General features: G+C 34.2%; 20 protein-coding genes, 1 pseudogene and 2 other annotated features. Of the genes and pseudogenes, 1 reads left to right on the plus strand and 20 read right to left on the minus strand.

From position 1 onward, the window contains the following. Positions 1–21 precede the first annotated feature (21 nt). The 13 genes and pseudogenes from MHH66_RS16610 to MHH66_RS16670 all read right to left on the minus strand — a co-directional run bounded on the left by MHH66_RS16610 (position 22) and on the right by MHH66_RS16670 (position 14,679). Complete coding sequence (locus MHH66_RS16610; RefSeq protein WP_078184741.1) at positions 22–1,830, minus strand: IucA/IucC family protein; 1,809 nt, start codon at positions 1,828–1,830, stop codon at positions 22–24. Positions 1,831–2,080: 250 nt separating this feature from the next. After that, positions 2,081–2,617: a GNAT family N-acetyltransferase gene (locus MHH66_RS16615; RefSeq protein WP_078184740.1), complete on the minus strand. Its 537-nt coding sequence runs from the start codon at positions 2,615–2,617 to the stop codon at positions 2,081–2,083. Between the two features lie 77 nt (positions 2,618–2,694). Continuing rightward, positions 2,695–3,375, minus strand: coding sequence for an MgtC/SapB family protein (locus tag MHH66_RS16620; protein ID WP_002012374.1), 681 nt, complete (start codon positions 3,373–3,375; stop codon positions 2,695–2,697). 158 nt (positions 3,376–3,533) lie between these two features. Then, on the minus strand, positions 3,534–4,190 hold the full coding sequence (locus MHH66_RS16625) for a YkyA family protein (RefSeq protein ID WP_002168597.1): 657 nt from the start codon (positions 4,188–4,190) through the stop codon (positions 3,534–3,536). A gap of 15 nt (positions 4,191–4,205) precedes the next feature. After that, positions 4,206–5,027, minus strand: a complete 822-nt coding sequence (locus MHH66_RS16630; protein WP_002168598.1) for a peptidoglycan-N-acetylglucosamine deacetylase — start codon at positions 5,025–5,027, stop codon at positions 4,206–4,208. A gap of 134 nt (positions 5,028–5,161) precedes the next feature. Then, positions 5,162–5,428: pseudogene (locus MHH66_RS16635) on the minus strand (sensor histidine kinase); the annotation flags it as partial. A gap of 61 nt (positions 5,429–5,489) precedes the next feature. Beyond that, positions 5,490–6,491, minus strand: a complete 1,002-nt coding sequence (locus tag MHH66_RS16640) for an LCP family protein (RefSeq protein WP_078184739.1) — start codon at positions 6,489–6,491, stop codon at positions 5,490–5,492. Positions 6,492–6,850: 359 nt separating this feature from the next. Beyond that, positions 6,851–9,154 (minus strand): glycoside hydrolase, encoded by a 2,304-nt coding sequence (locus MHH66_RS16645; RefSeq protein WP_078184738.1) that lies wholly within the window; start codon positions 9,152–9,154, stop codon positions 6,851–6,853. 221 nt (positions 9,155–9,375) lie between these two features. Then, entirely contained in the window at positions 9,376–9,588 is a 213-nt protein-coding gene (locus MHH66_RS16650) for a DUF6366 family protein (protein WP_002031378.1), read from the minus strand. Positions 9,589–9,680: 92 nt separating this feature from the next. Continuing rightward, positions 9,681–10,574, minus strand: coding sequence for a homoserine kinase (gene thrB / locus MHH66_RS16655; RefSeq protein ID WP_078184737.1), 894 nt, complete (start codon positions 10,572–10,574; stop codon positions 9,681–9,683). Beyond that, on the minus strand, positions 10,571–11,629 hold the full coding sequence (gene thrC, locus MHH66_RS16660) for a threonine synthase (protein WP_000276430.1): 1,059 nt from the start codon (positions 11,627–11,629) through the stop codon (positions 10,571–10,573). The genes thrB and thrC overlap by 4 nt, the downstream gene beginning before the upstream one ends. Continuing rightward, positions 11,622–12,917: a homoserine dehydrogenase gene (locus MHH66_RS16665; RefSeq protein ID WP_078184736.1), complete on the minus strand. Its 1,296-nt coding sequence runs from the start codon at positions 12,915–12,917 to the stop codon at positions 11,622–11,624. Before MHH66_RS16665 ends, thrC begins: the two co-directional genes overlap by 8 nt. Before the next feature lie 307 nt (positions 12,918–13,224). Beyond that, positions 13,225–13,456 (minus strand) — a binding site (T-box leader). 116 nt (positions 13,457–13,572) lie between these two features. Then, positions 13,573–13,804: a binding site (T-box leader), on the minus strand. 236 nt (positions 13,805–14,040) lie between these two features. Next, complete coding sequence (locus MHH66_RS16670) at positions 14,041–14,679, minus strand: pyridoxamine 5'-phosphate oxidase family protein (RefSeq protein WP_078184735.1); 639 nt, start codon at positions 14,677–14,679, stop codon at positions 14,041–14,043. A gap of 81 nt (positions 14,680–14,760) precedes the next feature. On the opposite strand from MHH66_RS16670, the gene MHH66_RS16675 reads away from it, so the two are divergent. Next, positions 14,761–15,369 (plus strand): NUDIX hydrolase, encoded by a 609-nt coding sequence (locus MHH66_RS16675; protein ID WP_078184734.1) that lies wholly within the window; start codon positions 14,761–14,763, stop codon positions 15,367–15,369. 45 nt (positions 15,370–15,414) lie between these two features. Here MHH66_RS16675 and MHH66_RS16680 read toward each other — a convergent pair whose 3' ends face one another. The 7 genes from MHH66_RS16680 to hitR form a co-directional block, all read right to left on the minus strand. Then, a complete protein-coding gene (locus tag MHH66_RS16680) occupies positions 15,415–15,753 on the minus strand; it encodes an SdpI family protein (RefSeq protein WP_002012358.1) in 339 nt (112 codons plus the stop codon). A 70-nt stretch (positions 15,754–15,823) separates the two neighbouring features. Continuing rightward, positions 15,824–16,654 (minus strand): peptidoglycan-N-acetylglucosamine deacetylase, encoded by an 831-nt coding sequence (locus MHH66_RS16685; protein WP_078184733.1) that lies wholly within the window; start codon positions 16,652–16,654, stop codon positions 15,824–15,826. Positions 16,655–16,814: 160 nt separating this feature from the next. Further along, positions 16,815–17,693, minus strand: a complete 879-nt coding sequence (locus MHH66_RS16690; RefSeq protein ID WP_063217775.1) for an aminoglycoside 6-adenylyltransferase — start codon at positions 17,691–17,693, stop codon at positions 16,815–16,817. 133 nt (positions 17,694–17,826) lie between these two features. Further along, positions 17,827–18,498: an O-methyltransferase gene (locus MHH66_RS16695; RefSeq protein ID WP_078184798.1), complete on the minus strand. Its 672-nt coding sequence runs from the start codon at positions 18,496–18,498 to the stop codon at positions 17,827–17,829. A 149-nt stretch (positions 18,499–18,647) separates the two neighbouring features. Beyond that, the gene (locus MHH66_RS16700) at positions 18,648–19,367 is read right to left on the minus strand and encodes a 3-ketoacyl-ACP reductase (RefSeq protein ID WP_000818985.1); all 720 of its coding nucleotides are present in this window, start codon (positions 19,365–19,367) and stop codon (positions 18,648–18,650) included. A gap of 168 nt (positions 19,368–19,535) precedes the next feature. Next, entirely contained in the window at positions 19,536–20,609 is a 1,074-nt protein-coding gene (gene hitS / locus MHH66_RS16705; protein ID WP_078184732.1) for an envelope stress sensor histidine kinase HitS, read from the minus strand. Then, on the minus strand, positions 20,606–21,283 hold the full coding sequence (gene hitR, locus MHH66_RS16710) for an envelope stress response regulator transcription factor HitR (RefSeq protein ID WP_002126920.1): 678 nt from the start codon (positions 21,281–21,283) through the stop codon (positions 20,606–20,608). Before hitR ends, hitS begins: the two co-directional genes overlap by 4 nt. Between the last annotated feature and the right edge of the window lie 65 nt (positions 21,284–21,348).

A 21,348-nucleotide genomic window follows, 5' to 3' on the forward strand; every position in this document is an offset into this window, starting at 1 on the left:
TACGTGAAATTTTAGCACTACTTATGAACGAACAGCCACTTCTCTAACGAGTGGATTATCTACTTGTACATAAATTGCTTGCTCTAAAGGATTTGTCAGTTCATCAACATCGAAAAATCTCGTTAGCAAATTTGCTTTACATGCCAATTTATTTTCTTCCAACAATTCACTTAAAAATGTAGAAGGTTCGCGGTTATATGGAAGGAACGCTTCAAGTACAGACCTTAATTCTGAAAGAAGAATTTCCTCCTTTATTAATCCTGCTGTACCAAAACCGTTAATTAGTCCAAACATATGATTAAAAATTAAATAGTAACGAAATCTTTCATCTACAATGTAATCGTCATATAAATTCCCAGTACGTTCGCCAATACCCGCTAGTTCATTATCTAGCACTGACTTCATTGAATTGCAGAAATAAAAACCTTGATTATCACGGAAGTAAAACTTAACTGGATAACCATCTTTCAATTGAACAACACTATTTTGTTGATGCGCTTCTAATGCAACGCCATAACGTAAATACATCCATACCATCGGCTTTAAAGAGATATTCATATATCGTCTAAACCACTCTAAACTTACTTCTTCACAGCTTCTACCTTCTAAATCCGCTAAGTGATGAATAATATTCGATAAACGAGTACGTTCTCCCGGTATAGCATCTTGAACTAGTCCTGCAATTAAAGTAACGTCATTTGCATGTTCACTATAAAAAGGATTCTCTCGAATAATCACTTCAAATCCAGACTCTTTTGCTCCATAATTTAAGGTAATAAAGGCTGGATCACAAATAAAATCAAAACCTGGATACTTTTCTAGTACTTCACCAATTGACGTATTTAACATTTCCTTCCCTTCAAGGCCACTCTCAAGTTCCTTCAACTTATTAATGCGCATTGAATTTGTTACTTTCACCGGAAATGAAAACTTAAGCATATATTTCGAATGAGGATGATATAGCGTTCTAAGTGATGATGTCGCCATATAACACTTACCTACTGGACCGATATATTCAAGTACACCTTGATTCATCCAATTTTGCACATAAGATTGATGTAAGAGCCATTCTGCTTGTAGCGGATGGATTGGAATTAATGAATATTCATCTTCTTGACAGTACTCTTCAATAAATTCTTGACCTACCTTTTCATCGTTCTTTAATTCCTTTTTTATCATCGCCGTTGTAGAATCTTGTAACAATGACTTTTCACTTACTATACTTTTATGTGCCCGAAAATAGTGAAGTTGGCACTCCCCTTTTAATTCAGGAGAATACATGGAACTTTTCCAATCCAATATACCTTGTCTACTCTTTGGTGTAGGATGAGTTAAATGTCCAAATAATAAAGATTGCTCCGCCTCAATAAAAGTTGTATGGAAACCATATAATGCAGATGTATCTTCTGCTCTCTTTTTTGTAAATTCCTCAATATTTTGACAACTACGAATAACTCGAAGCATAAGTTCAGCAGGGTTAGTTCCTTCTCCATAGTTGATAGACATCTCTTTTATTAAAAATGTAATAACTGTAACGTAATCTGCTTTTATAACAGTTTTAGTTTCTCCGATTTGATAATAAAACTGTTCTCCAAACAAATGGCGATCTGTTGATGATTTATATATAACTTCTCCATACAAAGTAACCTTCTGTGCCGATAGCCGACAACATAAATATGTGGGGACTATATTTCTATTCAACGTATTACTGAAGATACTTTCTATTCTTTCATCCTCTGTAATCCATTCTCCACTCCCTGTTTCTCTTAAATAACAGTTTAAAAAGCTTTGTATTGTTGCATGTTCTGCGATTTGTTTCGCATGCTGCATACTGCTCCTCCTCTTTTAGACGAACACTATCATTTTTTTGTGAAACTTCTGACAGTTGAATTTTATTATCAACTATGATTTTAATTGATAATGATAATCATTTCAAGATATATTTCAGAATTTTTTTATCTAGCTAAACTTTTCACCTTTTCAAAATATTTAATCCGTCAACAAAAAAATACACCAATATAATAATTGATGTATTTTTTTATTTTCGTAAATTAAGTTTACATAATAACATTATCGTTTTCTAGATTGATAGTGATTTGTATAAACAATCCATATCTCGCCAAACATATGCTATTTCTTCTACATTTAGTCTTTCTAAAAGTCTCGTGTCAATTTTTTCAGGATTATATTTTTCATAAAACTTTTTAGAAGGGTTATTAGCAACAACCCAAACTAACAGAGATTGCATATTATCTTTTTTACATTCCGATAGCAATGCTTGAAATAATCTTTGTCCTATCTTCATTCCTTGATATTTTTGTAAAATGTATATTGCATATAATTCCCCATCACAATTATATGTACCTGTTCTTTCAACTCCCCCATCGATAAATCCGATAATTTCCCCAGTTAACGTCTCTGCTACAAATCTATATTGTAGATTGTCTTCTTTTTGAAAAATGTTTTCCCATTGCTTTTTTCTTTGTTCAAATGTTAAATTTTCTAAAATTTCGTTAGCGAATATCCCAGTATACGTCGTTTTCCAGCTTTCCACATGCACTTTCGCAATTGCCGAAATATCAGCTTTCATTGCCTTTCTAATATGTATCTCCACCATACTCATCCCCCTTAGAAAATAATTATAGCAAAATGTTTTGTGTGCATTAAAAAAAGAGTGAATTTTCATCACTCTTTTTATCTACTTTCAACTTCTACTGAAACAACATGATCGATTTCTTTTAAAGAACTATATAATTCAGTTGTATATAAATCTTCTGGAGCTAAAATGACCATTTCCAATTGCTGAGATGCCCCATTATCAATATCTTTAATTTTCACTCGTTTTACTTGCATATTTAAATTTTTAATTTGCTTAAAGATCCCGTCTAACTCTCGATGTTTGTTTACGGTAATTTTTATGGATAAGTCCTTTTGTCTTAATGAATAAGGGCCTGCAATTTTCACAATTTGCGGAAGTACGTTAATCGCTAATATAATTAAAATCATAGCAACCGTCGCTTGTATATAAAACCCTGCACCAATCGCAATACCTAGTGCTGAAGCGGCCCATACCATAGAGGCTGTCGTTAATCCTGAAATAACGTCATTATTTCTTCGTAAAATTACCCCTGCTCCAAGAAAACCGATCCCACTAACAATTTGAGCGGCGAGACGCATTGGATCCATATTTGTATGACCCGGTACAGAATAAACATTCACTGATTCAATTGAAACCATTGTAATTAAACAACTCGCTACGGAAATAACCATACTTGTTTTCACACCAAGCGGTTTATTCTTTAGCTGCCTATCTATTCCGATGAATAATCCTAAAAAGAGTGCTAAACCTAATTTGAATAAAAATTCATATGACATAATTCCTTCTCCTTACTTTACAATGTTTCCCTTCGAATATTTCACTATAACTCTTTTATGATATCAATTCCAGTCTTTTCTATTCATTTAAAGTAAAAAACCGAAAAAACATTTTTGACAATGTTTCCCCGGCTTTTTATTATAATTAAGATCTTTCTTTATTTTTGTTCTTTAATTTTAATTTGTGCATCTTTATAAAATGCTAACTTATTATCATTATACTCTTTTGTATGTTTATTAAATTGTTCTTTCGCCTTTTGAGCTTCCACATTTAACTCATTAACAGTTTTAACTTTTTCACCAATTTCTTTTAACTTCGTTTCTTTTACTTTTAATTTTTCATACAGCTCTTTTTCATTCGCTAACGCCTTCGTGTAATCCTCATTCATTTTTTGGAATGCAGCATAACGGTTTTTATACGACTCTTCTACTGCTTTAGCTTGTTTTTGTAATTTCTTATCTTCAAGCTTCTCTATATTGCTTTGAACTGATTTCGTCTCCTTCTGAGCTTTCTCTAACAGTTCTTTCTCGTTTTTCAATACTTTCTCACGCTCATTTACATTTGCAGTAGCTTCCTCTATCTTCTTCGTGACTGCTTCATTATGTTCTTTACCTTCTTGTAAAATTTGAGAATATAGTTCTTGCCCTTGCTTTTCTAATTGCTCTAACTTTTTCGTATCATCAGCTAATGATTTTTCTTGTGTCGCTGCTGTTTCAAAAGCCGTATATAAATTTTCTTCTGGTTTTTCACCGAAACAACCTGATAATAATCCTACTGATAATGCTCCAACTACTGCTACTTTTCCATACTTCAACTTCAATTCCTCCAATTACATACGGTTATCGTGCCAGAAATTCACTGGGAAGTGATTCTCTTCATGGTATGCCTCAAATTCATAACCTTTTTCTTTTAGACCCTTTAAAATTGCTGGCACAGCAGCAACTGATTGCGGGTGAATGTCATGCATTAAAATGACTTCTTGCGGTTTTGTTGCACCAGCTAATACATTTTGAGCGATTTGCGCTGCCGCTGCATCCACTGGTACTTTATTGTATTTCCAGTCTAAAGAATCAATTGTCCAGTCCCACACTTTTAAACCATCCTCAACTACTTTATTTCGGAGACCTTCATTTAAACCAGGCATCGATCCGTATGGAGGACGTGTTAATTTAGGGGCTTTCCCAATAATATTTGCGATTAAGCCTTGATCTTCTTTCATTTCATTAACATACTCGCCATTTTTATATAACTTCGCAAAATTGTGTGTCATACTATGCATTCCAACATAATGACCCTCTGCATTTTCACGTTTTACTAAATCAGGAAACGCTTTTACATTCGCTCCTATTAAAAAGAATGTCGCCTTCGCATCATGCTGTTTTAACATATTTAATAATTCAGCCGTATATTTTCCTGGCCCATCATCAAATGTAAGATAAGCAACTTTTCTTTCCATTCCGTTAAAACGACTTGGTGCCGTTTTATTCATTTCAACTTTCGATTGTTCACTTGCAAGCTGCACTATATTTTCTTGCTTAGCAACAGCTTTTGCTGGTGAAGTAATAGATTGAAACATGAAATACCCAATAGCTACTATTGCAATCGCTACTGAAACAACTGCAACTCGTTTAATTTTAAAAGCCTTTTCCATTCTATCGAATTCCTCTCCCTATTAATCTTATATATAAATCACCCAATATAATTATACATCTATTTATTTTATTACACTATATAAACAATCTAAAATATGAATTATAATGGGAGTTTTATCAAAATTGTTGTTCCTGCCTCAACAAACTCTTTATTCTTTTCATACCAATTCTTGATTGCACTATGTACAACTTTCAAGAAGATTTGTTTTAACCTGTTTGATCTTCATCTTCTATCAATTCAATTCGCTTTCAACTTGCAATGAGATGAATTTATTTCCTCTATTTTAGGAGTTAATTACCAAATTCTTTCCTCTAGTATATCGTACAATTGCACCTTTTGTTTATATAAATTAAAATGATTTAACTGTAGACGTGAAAAAACTAGTAGCCCTTCTACTAAAATAAATGAAGCAATCCATTTCCATAAAAAAAGATTGGCTGAGGCCAACCTTTTTTTATACTTATTCATTTCGAGCTGGTTTTGGTGTAACACCTAAATGCTCATTTAACTTAGTCGAAATATCTTTCACATTTTTTTCGTTTGGAATGTAATAATAAATACCACCAATACGTTTATCCGTTCCTTCTATTTGCATCTTTTCCATTTGCAAATCTGATCCTGCCATATTTTTCGTAATAGCAAGCATATCATCAAACGTTAAGTTTGTTTTCATATTTTTATCAACTGCATCAAGTAAAGAGCCCATTTTACTAATTGATTGAACAGACATTGCTTTTTTCGCAATTGCTTCAATTACAAGTTGTTGCCTTTGACCACGCATTGCGTCACTGTCAATTTTACGCGTTCTAGCAAGTGCAAGGGCTTGTTCACCATTTAAATGTTGGTAACCTTTTTCTAAATGGATCATACCTGCTTGGTCTTTACTATCTTGTTCTGTGAAAGTAACAGGTACATCAATATCAATACCACCAATTGAATCTACAATTTGTACAAATGACTCAAAGTTAAACTTCACATAATAATCAACTGGTACATTTAAAAATCTTTCCACTGTATCTCTTGTACTTTCAACACCACCAAATACGTGTGCGTGTGTAATTTTATCTAATTTCTTTCTAGATGGAATATAAACACGTGAATCACGAGGAATACTTACTAATTTAACGGATTTATCATCTTTATTAATTGTCGCTAATAAAAGTGCATCTGTTCGAACCGCTTCACCATATTGGCTTTTTCTCATTTCGCTTCCATCGACACCCATGATTAAAATCGAAATATTATCCTTTAAAGGTTCCACTTCTTTGTCCCTTTTTGATGACTTATCAATTTGTGCATATGCATCACTTACAACAGCTTTTGCTTTGTTATATATAAACGATCCATATCCTACTCCTCCAAAAACAAGTAGGAAAAATGGAATTAAAATGAACCATTTTATTGATTTTCTTTTAGAACGTTTTTTATTGCTTCTCGTATTTTGTTCTAATTCAGAGCTCATGTTCATTCTCCTCTCTTTCTCTTTTCCTAGTATAATGTATGTCTAGTAATCTTCATATTGAATTTCCTTTCAATCACCTTACATTTTTGTAAGGTTACATCATGAATCCAATATGTATTCCATTTCACATTATACTCTCGTGCTTATTTTTGGCAAGTCACTATTTATCAACTTCAAAAATTTAACACTTCAAAACATTCAAATTTACAGATTTATCATTCTGTTATTTGCAGGTAGTAAGACTTTCACCTCATAATTTAGCAGGAATAAAAGAGTCAAGTTTTGGCCGTGAAATTTTGATTGGTGATGACTAATAATCAGTGAGGGATAAACCCCCCACTGATTAAAATTTCACTTTATTATTTCTCATTTGGTGTGTATATCATTTGCTTCCCATTATTATAAATTAAAGCTGATTTTGCTTTTATTTTCGTTTTTTCTATTTCCACATCATCATTAGAGAAATTCACAATAATTTTAATATCTTTTCCATATGAAGCAGATTGGACTAATTTATCTTCTGACAAATATGCAAAGTTCGTCATTTCTTCTTTTACTGCCTTTTCATGAACTTCATTCCAAACTTTCAGATGCTGCGTAATTTCTTGTTTATGCTTATTCCACTCTACTTCATCTAAATGGTACAACGGAGGCACATTATACAATAACTCATATAACATTCGGTTTCCTACCTCATCTTTTACTTTCAAACTTCCCCATTCCCAGTGGTGCGTTGTAATAACCGAATCATTGTATACTAGTTTATATAATGGTACCGAATATACTGGATTTAAATATACTTGTTTATATTCTTCTTTTAACGGTACTTGTTTTGCATATTTTTCTGGAACATTTTGATTCGGTGACCAATATCCGCCCACATAATACGGACTTGTTTTATTTTTCCTCATATCTTCATCGTCCCATTTAATAACAGGCGTTTCAATGCCGTGAGCAAATGCAATCGTGCTACTTGCAAAGTCATTTCCGCCTTCTGAGCCAACTACCATACCTTTTTCTTGCGCAATATAATCCATTCGTTGCAACCTTGCTTTTAAATCTTGTTCTTGTGTCGTTAAATGTTTGGCCGAATAATCATCATAAATTTCACCTGTTGCATCACAATCAATAAACCATGAATTATATTTAGGTCCATTTTGTAATATCTCGTTCATTCGCTCTTTTACACTAGGAAGAGATAAAGTTGGATTTAACTTTCGCCCTCTACCTAAAAATCCTTGCACTTTTTCTCCATTTTTCTTCGTCACAGTTGCCTCTTCATATAGCGATGGATCCTGAAAAGAAGCTGTATTCCAATTTTTATCAGCTTTTTCGTGAATAGAATGATAAGAATCATACGGACCAACTAAATATCCTATTTTCTTAGCTTCTGTCACGAAATTAGGCTGCATATACCCTTGTTCCCAATTCGGTAGCCCAATCCATGCATTGTCTATTCCTGCCGCTTTCATTTCCTTTATAATATCCGTTCCATCTGCCTTACCCCATTTACTTACTTCTTCAACTGCATCACCGAGTACTGACTTTAATAAATGTTTATTTAAGCTATACAGCTCTGTCTTCGATAAGTGATCTACACCTTTCTTTAATAACACACTAGCTTCCTGATTAACTTTCGGGAAAATATCCTCTTTATACAATTCCTTCATAGATAATACTTCGTTTGTATAGCGTAAAATAACATTTTTTTGGTACTTATCGATAAAGTCTTGTTTACTCACCTGCTCAAACACACTCAGTTCTCCAGGCTCTGAACTATTCTTTTGAATAAGCTCTTTTATATGGCTAAACACCGGGCTATTTATTTGCTCTCTTAGCTTCGGCCAATTCACGTTACTTTCTGATAAACCATTTTGATTCCAAAAGTAAAAATGAGCTGCCCCGTAAAGTTTTTCGATTTCTTTATTTTTTCTTGCCTTTTCTTGTAATGTTTTAAATTCACCTTTTCGAGCAATATTATCCTTATACAGTTTAGCAATACTTACTGCATCATTATTTGTCACATATAATTGAAATCCATATGTTTTATTTTTATTTATACTCGGGAATTCATGTGTAAAATCAAACCCTATTTTCGAATCCGAATGAAATTTCAATTCATTATTAAACATATTGTTCGCAATATATACGATCGAATATTTAGAACCATTTAATGCAAAAAACTTCATAGAAAATGATTCAGCAAATGAATATGCATCATCCTTTAAAAACTTCTTCCAATTCTCATCATTACTCGGAATTTGCTTACCTTCCCATAACGGAAGTGTATAATTTTCAGCTTGTACTTTTGGCCATGTAAAACTTTCTGCACCAGTCGATTCCACTTCAATATTTAAGTGGTCTTTTTTCTTTTCTAAATTTACTTTTACTTTTTGATCCGGATATTCCCATGATGTATGATTCCTGTCTTTTTTCAAATTCGATACCTTCATTTTTGGTAACGGTTGTGATGCCTGTTCTTTTACACCATCATGTTCTACAGTTAACGTAAAAGTCTCAGGATTTACATCATAAGTAAAATCTTTATACGTCGCTTTCTTTATTTTAGACTCTTGTAAAGCATCATTACCTTTTACATCACACCCGACTAAAGTCGAAAATGACAATGTTGTAAAAAGACATATCGCTATCATTTTTTTCATCTTCTGCACCTCCACCAATGAATATACAGGAGGTTTGTTACAGGAATATGGCAAAAAAATAATAGAGCTAGCATTATGCTAGCTCTATTATGAGCAAAAAAAACTTACGTATTACTATAATCTGTTTAAAGAAAATATGTAATACAGTGGGACTTTAATCCTTGTTTTTTTATTCTCACTAATAATTAGATCAAGCAAATCTAAATTCCATCAAGCTTTCCTTAACTGAAAAAGTAACTATATATAATATATCCTAAAACTAGCACTAAAATTAATATCCCTGTACCTTTCCAATTCATACCACCTGTCATATCAGCGGGGCTACCTGATTCCGCCCTGTTGAGTCCATCATTCAAAGAACCGGTAGGATTATTTTTCAATTCACTTTGTCTCATGCGTTCTCTTTTTTCTTCTGGTGACTCTTTTGAACTCATATAATCACCTCTAAAATTAATGTTCATTCCGAAAAATCCCCTTTAAAATAGATTCTCCATAACGTAAAGAAAGCTAGCGATGCTAGCTTTTTTTATAATCCAATATGTTCTTCCTTATTTACAGTAATCCCTTTATGATCAATTTCAAGCTCACATACTTTCATAGCTGCAAATACTCTCGCTAATTGGTCAGCTATTTCTTTACGCTTCTCGTACGGAGTTAAAATAAAAATGGATGGTCCCGCACCACTAAGCGCTGTGCCATATGCTCCGAATTCTTTTGCACATTTACGAATTGATGGTAATAACGGTACAAGTTCTAAACGATATGGCTCGTGGAAATGATCTCGTTCCATCATTTCACCTACAACTTCCCACTTCTTTTGACATAATGCAGCTACTAATACGTTACTTATCGCACTAGCCTTAACCGCTTCATGAAACGGAAACACCTCTGGTAATACAGATCGACTTTCCTCCGTATTTAGCTCTTCATTTGGAATAAGAGAAATTACGCCTAATTCCTTACTTTCAATCCTTACAACCGAAACATTCTTTCCATCCAGCGCTCCGATTACAGTTCCACCTAAAATAGAAGCAGCAACATTATCTGGATGTCCTTCAAAATTTGTAGCAATTTGAACTTTCTGATCAGTTGTTAAGTTCAAATTTCCAAGCTGATTCGCAAGCTCTATTCCTGCTACAATTGCTGATGCACTACTTCCTAGACCTCTTGTCAGCGGAATATTACTAGTAACTTCTATTATATAGGGTGATAAAGAAGGAAACACTTTACATGCCGTGCTAACAATTAAATTTTTATCGTCTGTTGGAATTGAATCTTCAAAGGAATGGATTACTTGCCATTTATCTGCTTCCGCCTTTACCACCACATCTAAATATAATGACAATGCTATTCCTACTGAATCAAATCCAGGTCCGACATTCGCTGTACTAGCAGGGACACGTACTCTCAATGGCATCACGACATAATCACCCCTTTAATATGATCTTTAATTTGCTCTATATCATTTGACACACTTGCAATATCAAATTTATTAGAAGAAATTGCGATATCAGGATCTTTCAAACCGTTTCCAGTTAAAACTGCAACAACAGTTTCTCCCTTTTTGATTTTTCCAGATTGCACATGTTTAATGACGCCCGCTAATGAAGCATTCGATCCTGGCTCTGCAAAAACTCCTTCAGTTTTTGCTAACAATCTATACGCATGTAATATTTCTTCATCTGACACCATATCTATTTCACCATGAGACTGCTCGGCAGCCTCTACTGCATACGACCAACTCGCTGGGTTACCAATACGAATCGCTGTTGCAATCGTTTCAGGTTCTTCAATTACATGCCCTTTTACAATTGCAGCTGCTCCTTCGGCTTCAAAGCCGTGAATTCTTGGTTTTTTATACCCCTTTTCTTTTTCATATTCACAGAATCCTTTCCAGTATGCTGTTATGTTCCCTGCGTTCCCAACCGGAATAGCTAGAACATCTGGTGCATTTTCCAACTGGTCGCAAATTTCAAATGCTGCTGTTTTTTGTCCTTCAATTCGGTAAGGATTTACTGAGTTTACTAATGTAATCGGCTCTTCTGCAGCAATATTTCTTACAGCCTTAAGTGCATCATCGAAATTCCCTTCTATTGAAATGATCTCCGCTCCATAAGCAACTGCTTGCGCTAATTTCCCATGCGCAATCTTTCCTTCTGGTATTACGATAATACATTTCATTCCGAGGCGTGCCGCGTATGCGGCAGCTGATGCTGATGTATTACCTGTAGATGCACAAATGATAGCCTCTGAACCTTCTTCTTTCGCCTTTGCAACTGCCATTACCATACCACGGTCTTTAAAAGAACCTGTTGGATTCGCTCCTTCATATTTTCCGTATAACTGAATCCCTAATTGTTTTGATATATTTAATAATGGAATAAGGGGTGTATTCCCTTCCATTAAGCTGACATCAGGTGTGTTTTCATTCACCGGTAAATAAGAAGCGTACTGTTTTAATAGTCCTTTATACATATTGTTTTTCCTCCTCAATAATGTAGTAACTGTTTATTTCACTTGCGACATCTTCTATCGCTCCTAAAACTTGCTCGAATTGATATTTTGAAGTTTGATGCGTCACAACAACGACTTCTGCAAGCTCACGATTTAAAGGTAATTGAATAACTTCTTTTAAACTTACAGAATAATTAACGAAACATTCTGTTACTTTTCGTAACATCCCTGGCTCATCTCGTAATGAAATACGTAAGAAATATTTCGAAACTACTTCTTCATCTCCTTGTAATTCGTAAGGCTCTGGTTCTTTTAACGCACTTTTATTTTTCGGAACTTGATTCATATTTTTAACGATTGAAATAATGTCACTTACTACAGCAGAACCAGTTGGTAACTTCCCAGCTCCAGGTCCGTAAAACATCACTTCTCCTACTGCTTGACCGTGAACATACACCGCATTAAATTCATTATTCACATTCGATAGCGGATGATGACGTGGTAATAAAGTCGGTTCTACACTTAAGTGAATGGATGATCCTTGTTTTTCAGCTTTACCAATTAATTTCATTGTAAATCCTAATTTTTCGGCCATCTCTAAATCTTCTTTTTCAACCTTTCGAATACCTCTAACTTGAACATCATCTAAAGAAACATTCATCGAAAAACCTAAGTTTGCAAGAATTGCTACCTTTCTCGCAGCGTCTAGTCCATCTACATCCGCTGTCGGATCTGATTCTGCAAACCCTAATTTTTGCGCTTCCTGTAAAGCCTCTTCATACGACCATCCATTTTGACTCATCTTTGTTAACATATAATTTGTTGTTCCATTTACGATTCCCATTATTTTTTCAATTTGATCTGAAGCTAGCCCGTCTGATAATCCTCTTAATATTGGAATCCCACCGGCTACACTCGCTTCGTAACATAGGTCACATTCATTTTTATTTGCCAGTTGCAGAAGCTCCGCACCATATACGGCCATTAAATCTTTATTTGCTGTTACAACATGTTTTTTATTTTGTAAAGCCGTAACAATATGCTGTTTCGCTTCTTCAATTCCGCCCATTACCTCTACTACAATATCAATATTTGAATCATTTAGAACTTCATCGACATTACTTGTTACTACGATTCCATCAATGCAAACATCACGTTCCTTTTCCAAATCACGTACAACGACTGTCTTTACCTTTACTTCATATCCTGTATCAAGAGTGATTTTTCGATAATGTTCTTTCAAAATATGGACAACACCACTTCCGACAGTACCTAATCCTAATACACCAACATTAATAACGTTATTCATTTTCTAATCTCCTCCTAAATAGTTTAATTGTTACACCTATGAATCACCTTACTCTGCTTTTTAATCATGCAGGTGGTGGTTATTTCCGTACGTACTAATCGTTTCATGTTACCGCACCTCCTTTCAAAGTAATAAAGTGAAACTTTAATCAGTGGGGATTTTGTCCATTCCTCACTGATTATTAGTTGAACCAACTGGGCTTTTACGGACAGTTGATCTCCCGTCTTACTCCCTCGCATCCGCCAAATTTTGAGATGGGAATCTTACTGACCGTTAATGCGGGATAAAAAAACACACTCATCCCTAGGAAAGGGACGAATGTGTTTTCGTGGTTCCACCCTTGTTCCAACCTAGACTTACTTTCTTCTAGATTGCTCAAGTTCAGATAACGGCTGATACCGTCAATAATTACTAGATTGCTCGTTCACTATTGAAGTTCAAAGGTGGTAAGATCATTTCTCGTGTTAGGAAGCTCACAGCCTTGGCCTCCCTCTCTGTAAACCGTAAAAATGTTCTCATGTCCTTATCGTTACTTTTTCGCTCATGTTTATTTGTTAACTCATTATACTCGCATAAAAAACAAAATCAATAATATTTTTTAATTATTTAAAATTTTCAATCTTAAAAACTATAAAAAAAACACACTCATCCCTAGGAAAGGGACGAATGTGTTTTCGTGGTTCCACCCTTGTTCCAACCTAGACTTACTTTCTTCTAGATTGCTCAAGTTCAGATAACGGCTGATACCGTCAATAATTACTAGATTACTCGTTCACTATTGAAGTTCAAAGGTGGTAAAATCATTTTTCGTGTTAGGAAGCTCACAGCCTTGTCTTCCCTCTCTGTAAACCGTAAAAATCATCTCATGTCCTTATCGTTACTTTTTCGTTCATGTCTATTTGTTAACTTATTATAGTTATCAACTTTTCAAAAAGCAAGCCTATTTTTCTTCACAATTTTTAAGAATATGAATAATTATATTTTAAAATAACAAATCATCTAATACAGATTTATTCTCTTGCACATATATTCATCACATACAAATTAACAATATTCATAGTTAAAGTCTCACTCTAAAACGTTTAGAGTTTCATACTTCAACACTATATTTAAAAAATAATTTTTAATACAATCTTTCCCTATAACTTTCTTCTAAAGAACGTCTAACTTCCTCTTCTGAAGCATTCACTTTCGCATGCTCCATTAACATTTTCGGTGCTGATGGTAGCTCTGTTTTATTTAACCATGACTCTGGATCCCACATTTTTGAACGAATAAAAGCTTTTGCACAATGAATATAGCATTCTTCTATTTCAACAACAATTCCAAGTAACGGATTACGTCCATTCACCTGCATTTCTTTCAAAATTTCTTCATCGTTTGTAATATATGCTTTACCGTTTATTCGGAGTGTTTCCCCAAGACCCGGAATAAAAAAGATTAACCCTACGTGTGGATTTGAAATAATATTTAAAATAGAGTCTATACGACGATTTCCCGGTCTTTCTGGAATAACAATTTTATTTTCATTTAAAACATATACAAATCCAGGTGCGTCTCCCCTCGGCGAAGCGTCACACTCTCCGAATTTATTTGCAGTAGATAATACTAGAAAAGGAGATTTAGACAGAAAATCTACACAATGATGATCAAGTGATGAAATAACTTTTTTCAAAGCCCGTTCACTTGGTTGCCCCAATATTTGTCGTAATTCTTCCTCAGTTGAAATTATTGATTTTATTTCCTTATTCTCTATCTTCACTAATAATCACTCCTTTTTCTTTATTTTCCCAAAATTCAATACAAATATTGTATAATAAAATTTGCAGAAAGGGGAATTAAAATGACAGAGTGGTTAACAATATTTGATCCTGAAAGAAATACACTTGGAAAGAAATTACGTGATGACGTGCATCGTGACGGTGATTGGCACGAAACATTTCATTGCTGGTTTGTAGAAAAAGATGCTGAGGATATGTTCTTATATTTCCAATTACGCTCTAAAAATAAAAAAGAAGCTCCGAATATATGGGATATCACTTCGGCTGGACATATTATGCATGATGAAGAAGTAGAAATTGGCGGTCTTCGTGAAATTGAAGAAGAATTAGGACTTTCCTTTCAAACTACTGATCTAACATACAAAGGAATCTATAAAATAGATTATGAAATTTCAAATCTTACTGATCGTGAATTTTGTCATATGTATTTTCACAATGTAATAAAGCCACTTCCATTTGCACCAGGTGAAGAAGTAGACGATGTGATGAAAGTACATGCAACTTCTTTTCTACAACTATTAAGAAGAGAGATTTCATCTTTAACGACTAATTCTGTTTTAAACAGTAATCCGATAACGATAACATTTGAAGATATTTATCCTTATGCTCTTGAATACTATGAATTTGTTATAGTGCAAGGACAAGAATTGCTAAACAAAAATAGTTTATAAAAAAAATAGGACTCCCAGCTTACTTTATTCGGGAGTCTTATTTTTTTATTGCTCAAGTATCTTTAATTTTTTCTCTACTCGTATAAATAATCGTATAATTAACAACAGCATAACAATCATAATCGCTATCATTGTATGTGGATATCTAAACAGTATACTAATAACACTTCCAATTAACATCATAATGAATCCATTTTGTTTCATCACTTCTGCACTATACTTGTTACCTGCATCCCATAATTCCTTATTTTTCATAGACCGTTTCGTACGGTAACCATATGCTGCGTTAATATCCGTCGGTGGATTTTTTTGAAGAATAAGTGCCGCAAGTATAAATATAATACCAATCAATATGCTCATTCCTATGTTTACTAGTGCATCTATCAATTATATCCCCCCTAACTTACACCTTCATTATACTATACAACTCTTGAAATCCCAATTATTAACATTTTTATTTTCTCTCTTTAGATGTCTGGAACATACTTGGAAGTGTTACAAAACGTGCCCCTTTCGTTTTTAACTGCGGAATGATTTTGTCTAGTGCATCGACAGATCCTTGCAAATGTCCACCTGGAGTCGAATGTTGAAGTATGACACTTCCTGGAAATGAATTCCCTAGCACATTATTTGTAATCGTATCAGCACTTACCCCTTTCCAATCAACTGTATCAACACTCCACTGTACAATCATAAAATTTTGCTCTGTCGCCCACTTCAATTGATTTTCAAGTATTTCACCGTATGGTGGACGTATAAACTTCGGTGCATAACCAGCTAAATGATTTAATATTTCTTCCGTTTTTATAATTTGATTACGGTACTCAACCTCATTTACTTTCGCTAAATTCGGATGATTATACGTATGATTACCAATTACATGCCCTTCATTCGCGATACGCTTTACTACATTCGGAAACTTTTCTGCATTTTCACCAAGCAAGAAAAAAGTAGCTTTTACATTATATTGTTTTAACTTATCTAAAATTTTTGGCGTAAATACTAAATCTGGTCCATCATCAAATGTAAGAGCTACTTCCGCTTTATTGTATGGTCCTGAAAATGCATACGCATATTTTTCAACCCATGAAAAAGGTGTCCATGACCCCCGATTCTCTTCCTTCACTTTGACTTGATCATTTTGCGGAACATTTAATACATACGGCACTGCGTCTATATAGTTTCCATAATAAAATGAATGATATGGCATATAAGCATACGAAACATTTCGTTCTAGTCCCCAATGAAATGGAACGAACATTTCTGGTGCGTAAAAATAATACATGATAAAAACCTCCCTAAAATTTCATATGTGATTCATCTGTACTTTGTTAGAGAAATTCTTATTCATGAACAAAAATAAGACTGTCCGTAATTAGGACAGTCTTACTGCTTTATACAATTAATAAAGTGAAACTTTAATCAGTGGGGGTTTTACTGCCCGTTTACGCGGGATAAATCGATGTACTATCTTTCGGCAAAACTTTCACATGTTTTAAATAGCTTGTCACTTTGTCATCATCATCTTGCGGGTATTGATATCCATATGTGTTAGCAATTTCGTTCGCAACTTCCCTAAACAGATCTCCCATTACAAAAAATGACTGCCATATATTTTCATATTCTGCATTTGAAAATGTCTTTCTAAATTGCTCCCACGTATCCTTTTCAACATATTGTTCGAAATGCTTACCAAACTTTCCGGTATTCACTGTAAAATTTGTTTTCATACCAATATGCCATTCTAGCATTACGATTAACATATCACGCATTGGGCCTTCAAGCATTCCTTTCGCATAAGAAAGTTCCTCGCGCCACAATCCTTTTCCTACATTTGTACTGCACCACCAAAATTCATTACAGCAATCCAAAAACTCTTTTTCTGTAGGATTTTTTATAACGTAATCTTTATCACTTGCTGGCGGAAATTCTCCAATACATTTGTCTTTATCCAGTAGTAATTTACTTAAACTATCCTGTCCAATAAATTTATTTATTAAATCAACTGGAACTAGCATTAAATCAATTCGATTCCCATCCATGAACTGCATTAAATACGGAAATTTCTCGTCTTTATCAGCTGGAAGTAACGACATTTCTTCCGGCATTTGCACAATCATTATTTCTCCAAATCTATTAATCCAACTATGATTACACGTAAAAGATTGTATATCTTTTACAACATAAATAATATCATAGTCTTGAAAACAATCTTTTTTCACATTTGGATTCACACGTGACCCATTCATGATGACAGCTCGAATTCTTTCATCCTCTTTTGCTGTATTTATAATTAAGTCTAACATTTCTTTTTCAGTTCTCATCTTCTTATAGCCTCCAAGTTTTTAATATATAATATAAAGCTATGTAAATTGGAGGTCCACGAGCTAAATTCGTTGTACAAGATACACGTTATAATTTTTGAAACTTCTTTTTCATCCCTTTTTCCTCCTTACATTACTCTGTTACGACTGCCATTACAAACCCATCGTACCCTTTACTTCCTACAGTTTGAAGCGCAGTAGCACTTACACGCGGCTCAGCAGCTATTAGCTCATAGAAATGGCGTATCCCTTGTACACGAGGATCGCTACTAGTATTATCAATAACTTCACCTTCACGTACTACGTTATCCCCAATAATTACAGTACCAGGGCGTGATAGTTTCAGTGCCCATTCAAAATAAGCAGGGTTATTTTGTTTATCCGCATCTATGAAAATAAAATCAAATGGTGCATACTTCTCATTTTCTATTTGTTTTAAAGAATCTAACGCTAATCCTAATCGTATTTCAATTTTATCATTCAAATTGGCACGCTCAATATTGCTCCGTGCAATTTCAGCATGCTTTTCACTTGCTTCTAATGTAACAATTCGCCCTCCAGATGGCAATGCTCTTGCAAGCCATATTGTACTATATCCGCCTAGAGTGCCAATCTCTAAAATGTTACGCGCTCCTTGAATTTGTACTAATAGTTGTAAAAACTTCCCTTGAGTTGGCGATACATCATGTGCCGGTAAATTAGCTGAAGCATTTGCTTGAAGAACTTCTTCTAATGTAGAGTCTTTCGGTATTAATACATCACTCATATATTGATCAACAGCCGTCCATTTCTCAATCGTACTCATGGAAATACCATCCCCTTCAAGTTTTTCATGCTTTTCTACCATTCACTTCACATTATACCGACAATTCTGCTTTACATACAAAAAAATAAAAAAGGGACACCCATTCCATTACAGAATAGATGTCCCTTCTTTGTTTATAAATTTACCCCTTACGGATTAGTAGACCAAAGTCCTGCTGATTTAATAAATGTACGTTTATTTAATTTCAGCTGCGCTACGATAAACTCTGCAATATCTTCCGCTTGCATTACTTTATCAGGGTTTCCATCAGTTAATCCTAAGTCTACAGCCATGTCAGTTGCTACTGTACTTGGTGTTAAAGCTGTTACACGGATATTATGTTTACGAACTTCCATCGCTAACGATTCTGTTAAACCAAGAACACCAAATTTAGAAGCACTATATGCACTTGTTACAGGTGCACCTTTTTGTCCTGCTGTAGATGAAATATTAATAATATCACCAGATTGTTGTTCAATCATACTTGGTAAAGCTGCACGAGTTGCATAGTATACACCCATTAAGTTTACTTGAATGATTTTTTCCCAATCAGCAACGTCTAATTCTAAAAACTTACCGAATTTAGAAATACCAGCGTTATTAATTAAAATATCGATAGATCCTAAACCATTTTTTAATGTTTCAATTGCAGTCGTTACTTCTTCATATGAAGATACGTCAGCAGTCGCAATAACAGCTTTTACACCTTCTGCTTCCACTTCTTTCGCTACAGCTTTTAAGTTTTCTTCTGAACGAGCTAAAAGACCTACATTTACGCCTTCTTTCGCTAACGCAATCGCTACAGCACGACCAATCCCTCTACCTGCTCCTGTAATTAAAGCATTTTTTCCTTGTAATAATTCTGCCAAGTATAACACTCCTTAATCATCTCAGTTGTTTATTATATTAAAAGTGTATCTATGTTTATGCAAAAAGGCAATGATGCACTTTTATGTGCGTAGGTTACTTATAGGTAACTATAGTAATGGTAAATGCATTTTTAAAGAAAAATAGTGTTAGAAGGCCTCCTTCTAACACTATTTTTCTTCATGATTTGGAATACGCACAATAAATTCTGTACCATTTCCTTCTACACTCTCAACTGTTATTTTTCCTTGATGAAGGTCGAGTACTTTTTTTACAATTGCTAGACCTAATCCACTTCCTCCATAAGCACGGTTTCGTGAAGAATCCGCTTTATAAAAACGTTCAAAAATATGTTGCTTCTGTTCTTCGGATATACCAATTCCCGTATCATGAATACTTACTTCCAGGAATTCCTTATGTTCTTTTAAATGAATTGTAATCGTGCCACCATTTGGTGTGAATTTAATACTGTTATGAATTAAATTAATCCATACTTGGCTCATACTTTCTTTGTCTGCAGTAACACACACTTTATCCATATCAAGATCTAGCTCAAGTCCTTTTTCATCCCAAAGAGGCTCACTATTTAACACAATTTGTTTCAACTGTTGATCTAATCGATAAGTAGCTCTTTCTGGTGAATACTCCTCTGACTCTAAAAGTGTTAGCTTCAATAAATTTTGACTCAATTTAGATAATCGCGTTGTTTCAGTTTCAATAATAGTAAGATAATGTTTTCTTTTTTCAACTGGTAGATTATCATCTTGTAGCGCTCGAGCAAATCCCTTAATAGATGTTAATGGCGACTGTATTTCATGAGAAACATTCGATACAAATTCTTGTCTCATTTTCTCCATTGCATTAAGTTCATCCGTCATATCGTTAATACTTTTTACAAGCACACCAATTTCGCCATCATACTTTTCTTCATTCCGTATTTTTACAGAGAAGTCCCCTTTTGCAATTTTTTGTATCGGTTCAATGATCGTCCAAATCATCGCCTCTCGCTTCGGTCTCATTAAAATTCCGATTAATGTCCAAATAAGAACGATAAAAACAAAGCCGACCATATCACTAATTAGAAAAGTAATAAAAGGCGATACGTTTATTTCAAAAGCTTTCATTACACTAGACGATACAAAAAAGGCTATTGACCAAATTATAGTAAGAAAAGTAAAGAGCGCTACTATCGCCCCCATTACTTTTAACATCTTCATCTTACTCATTCTTTCTCTTTTCCTCATTTACTTACCTCTAAGCGATACCCTAAGCCCCTTATCGTCCTTATACTAAACTTCGATAACTCTTCTTGAAATTTTTCACGCAACCGATTAATATGAACGTCTAGCGTGCGTTCATTCCCTTCAAAATCATATCCCCATACGTCTTCTATTAATTGCTCTCTTGAACAAGTTCTCCCCGCTTTAGATCCTAATGTAAAGAGCAACTCAAATTCTTTTAGCGGCAGCGTCACCGTTTGTTCTCCAACGTTAACTTCAAATGTTTTACGATTTAACAGTACATTCCCAACTTGAATAGATTGCGATACTGTAATTTGGTAACGTTTCAATAATGCCTTCACTCTCACAACTAATTCTAAAGGATCAAATGGTTTTACAAGATAATCATCTGTTCCGAGGTGAAATCCTTTTACTTTTTGAGATGTTTCACCTTTAGCAGTCAGCATAAGAATTGGGATATCATAGTATTTTCTTAATTCATAACATAAATCAAACCCATCCATATTTGGCATCATAATATCAATAATCGCCATTTCGACTCTCACTTCTTCTATTTTTCGAAGAGCATCTAATCCATCAACGGCCTCATATGTTTGAAAACCTTCTCGTTCCAAAAATACAGAAACAAGTTCTCTAATGTGCGGATCATCATCTACAATTAAAATTTTGGGTATCAAGGAATCATATCCTTTCTGCTTAACATACTTTTTAGCACTCTAAAATCAACAATCAGTGAAGTGCC

This window comes from Bacillus sp. FSL H8-0492 (assembly GCF_038006145.1).
Taxonomy (GTDB): domain Bacteria; phylum Bacillota; class Bacilli; order Bacillales; family Bacillaceae_G; genus Bacillus_A; species Bacillus_A mycoides.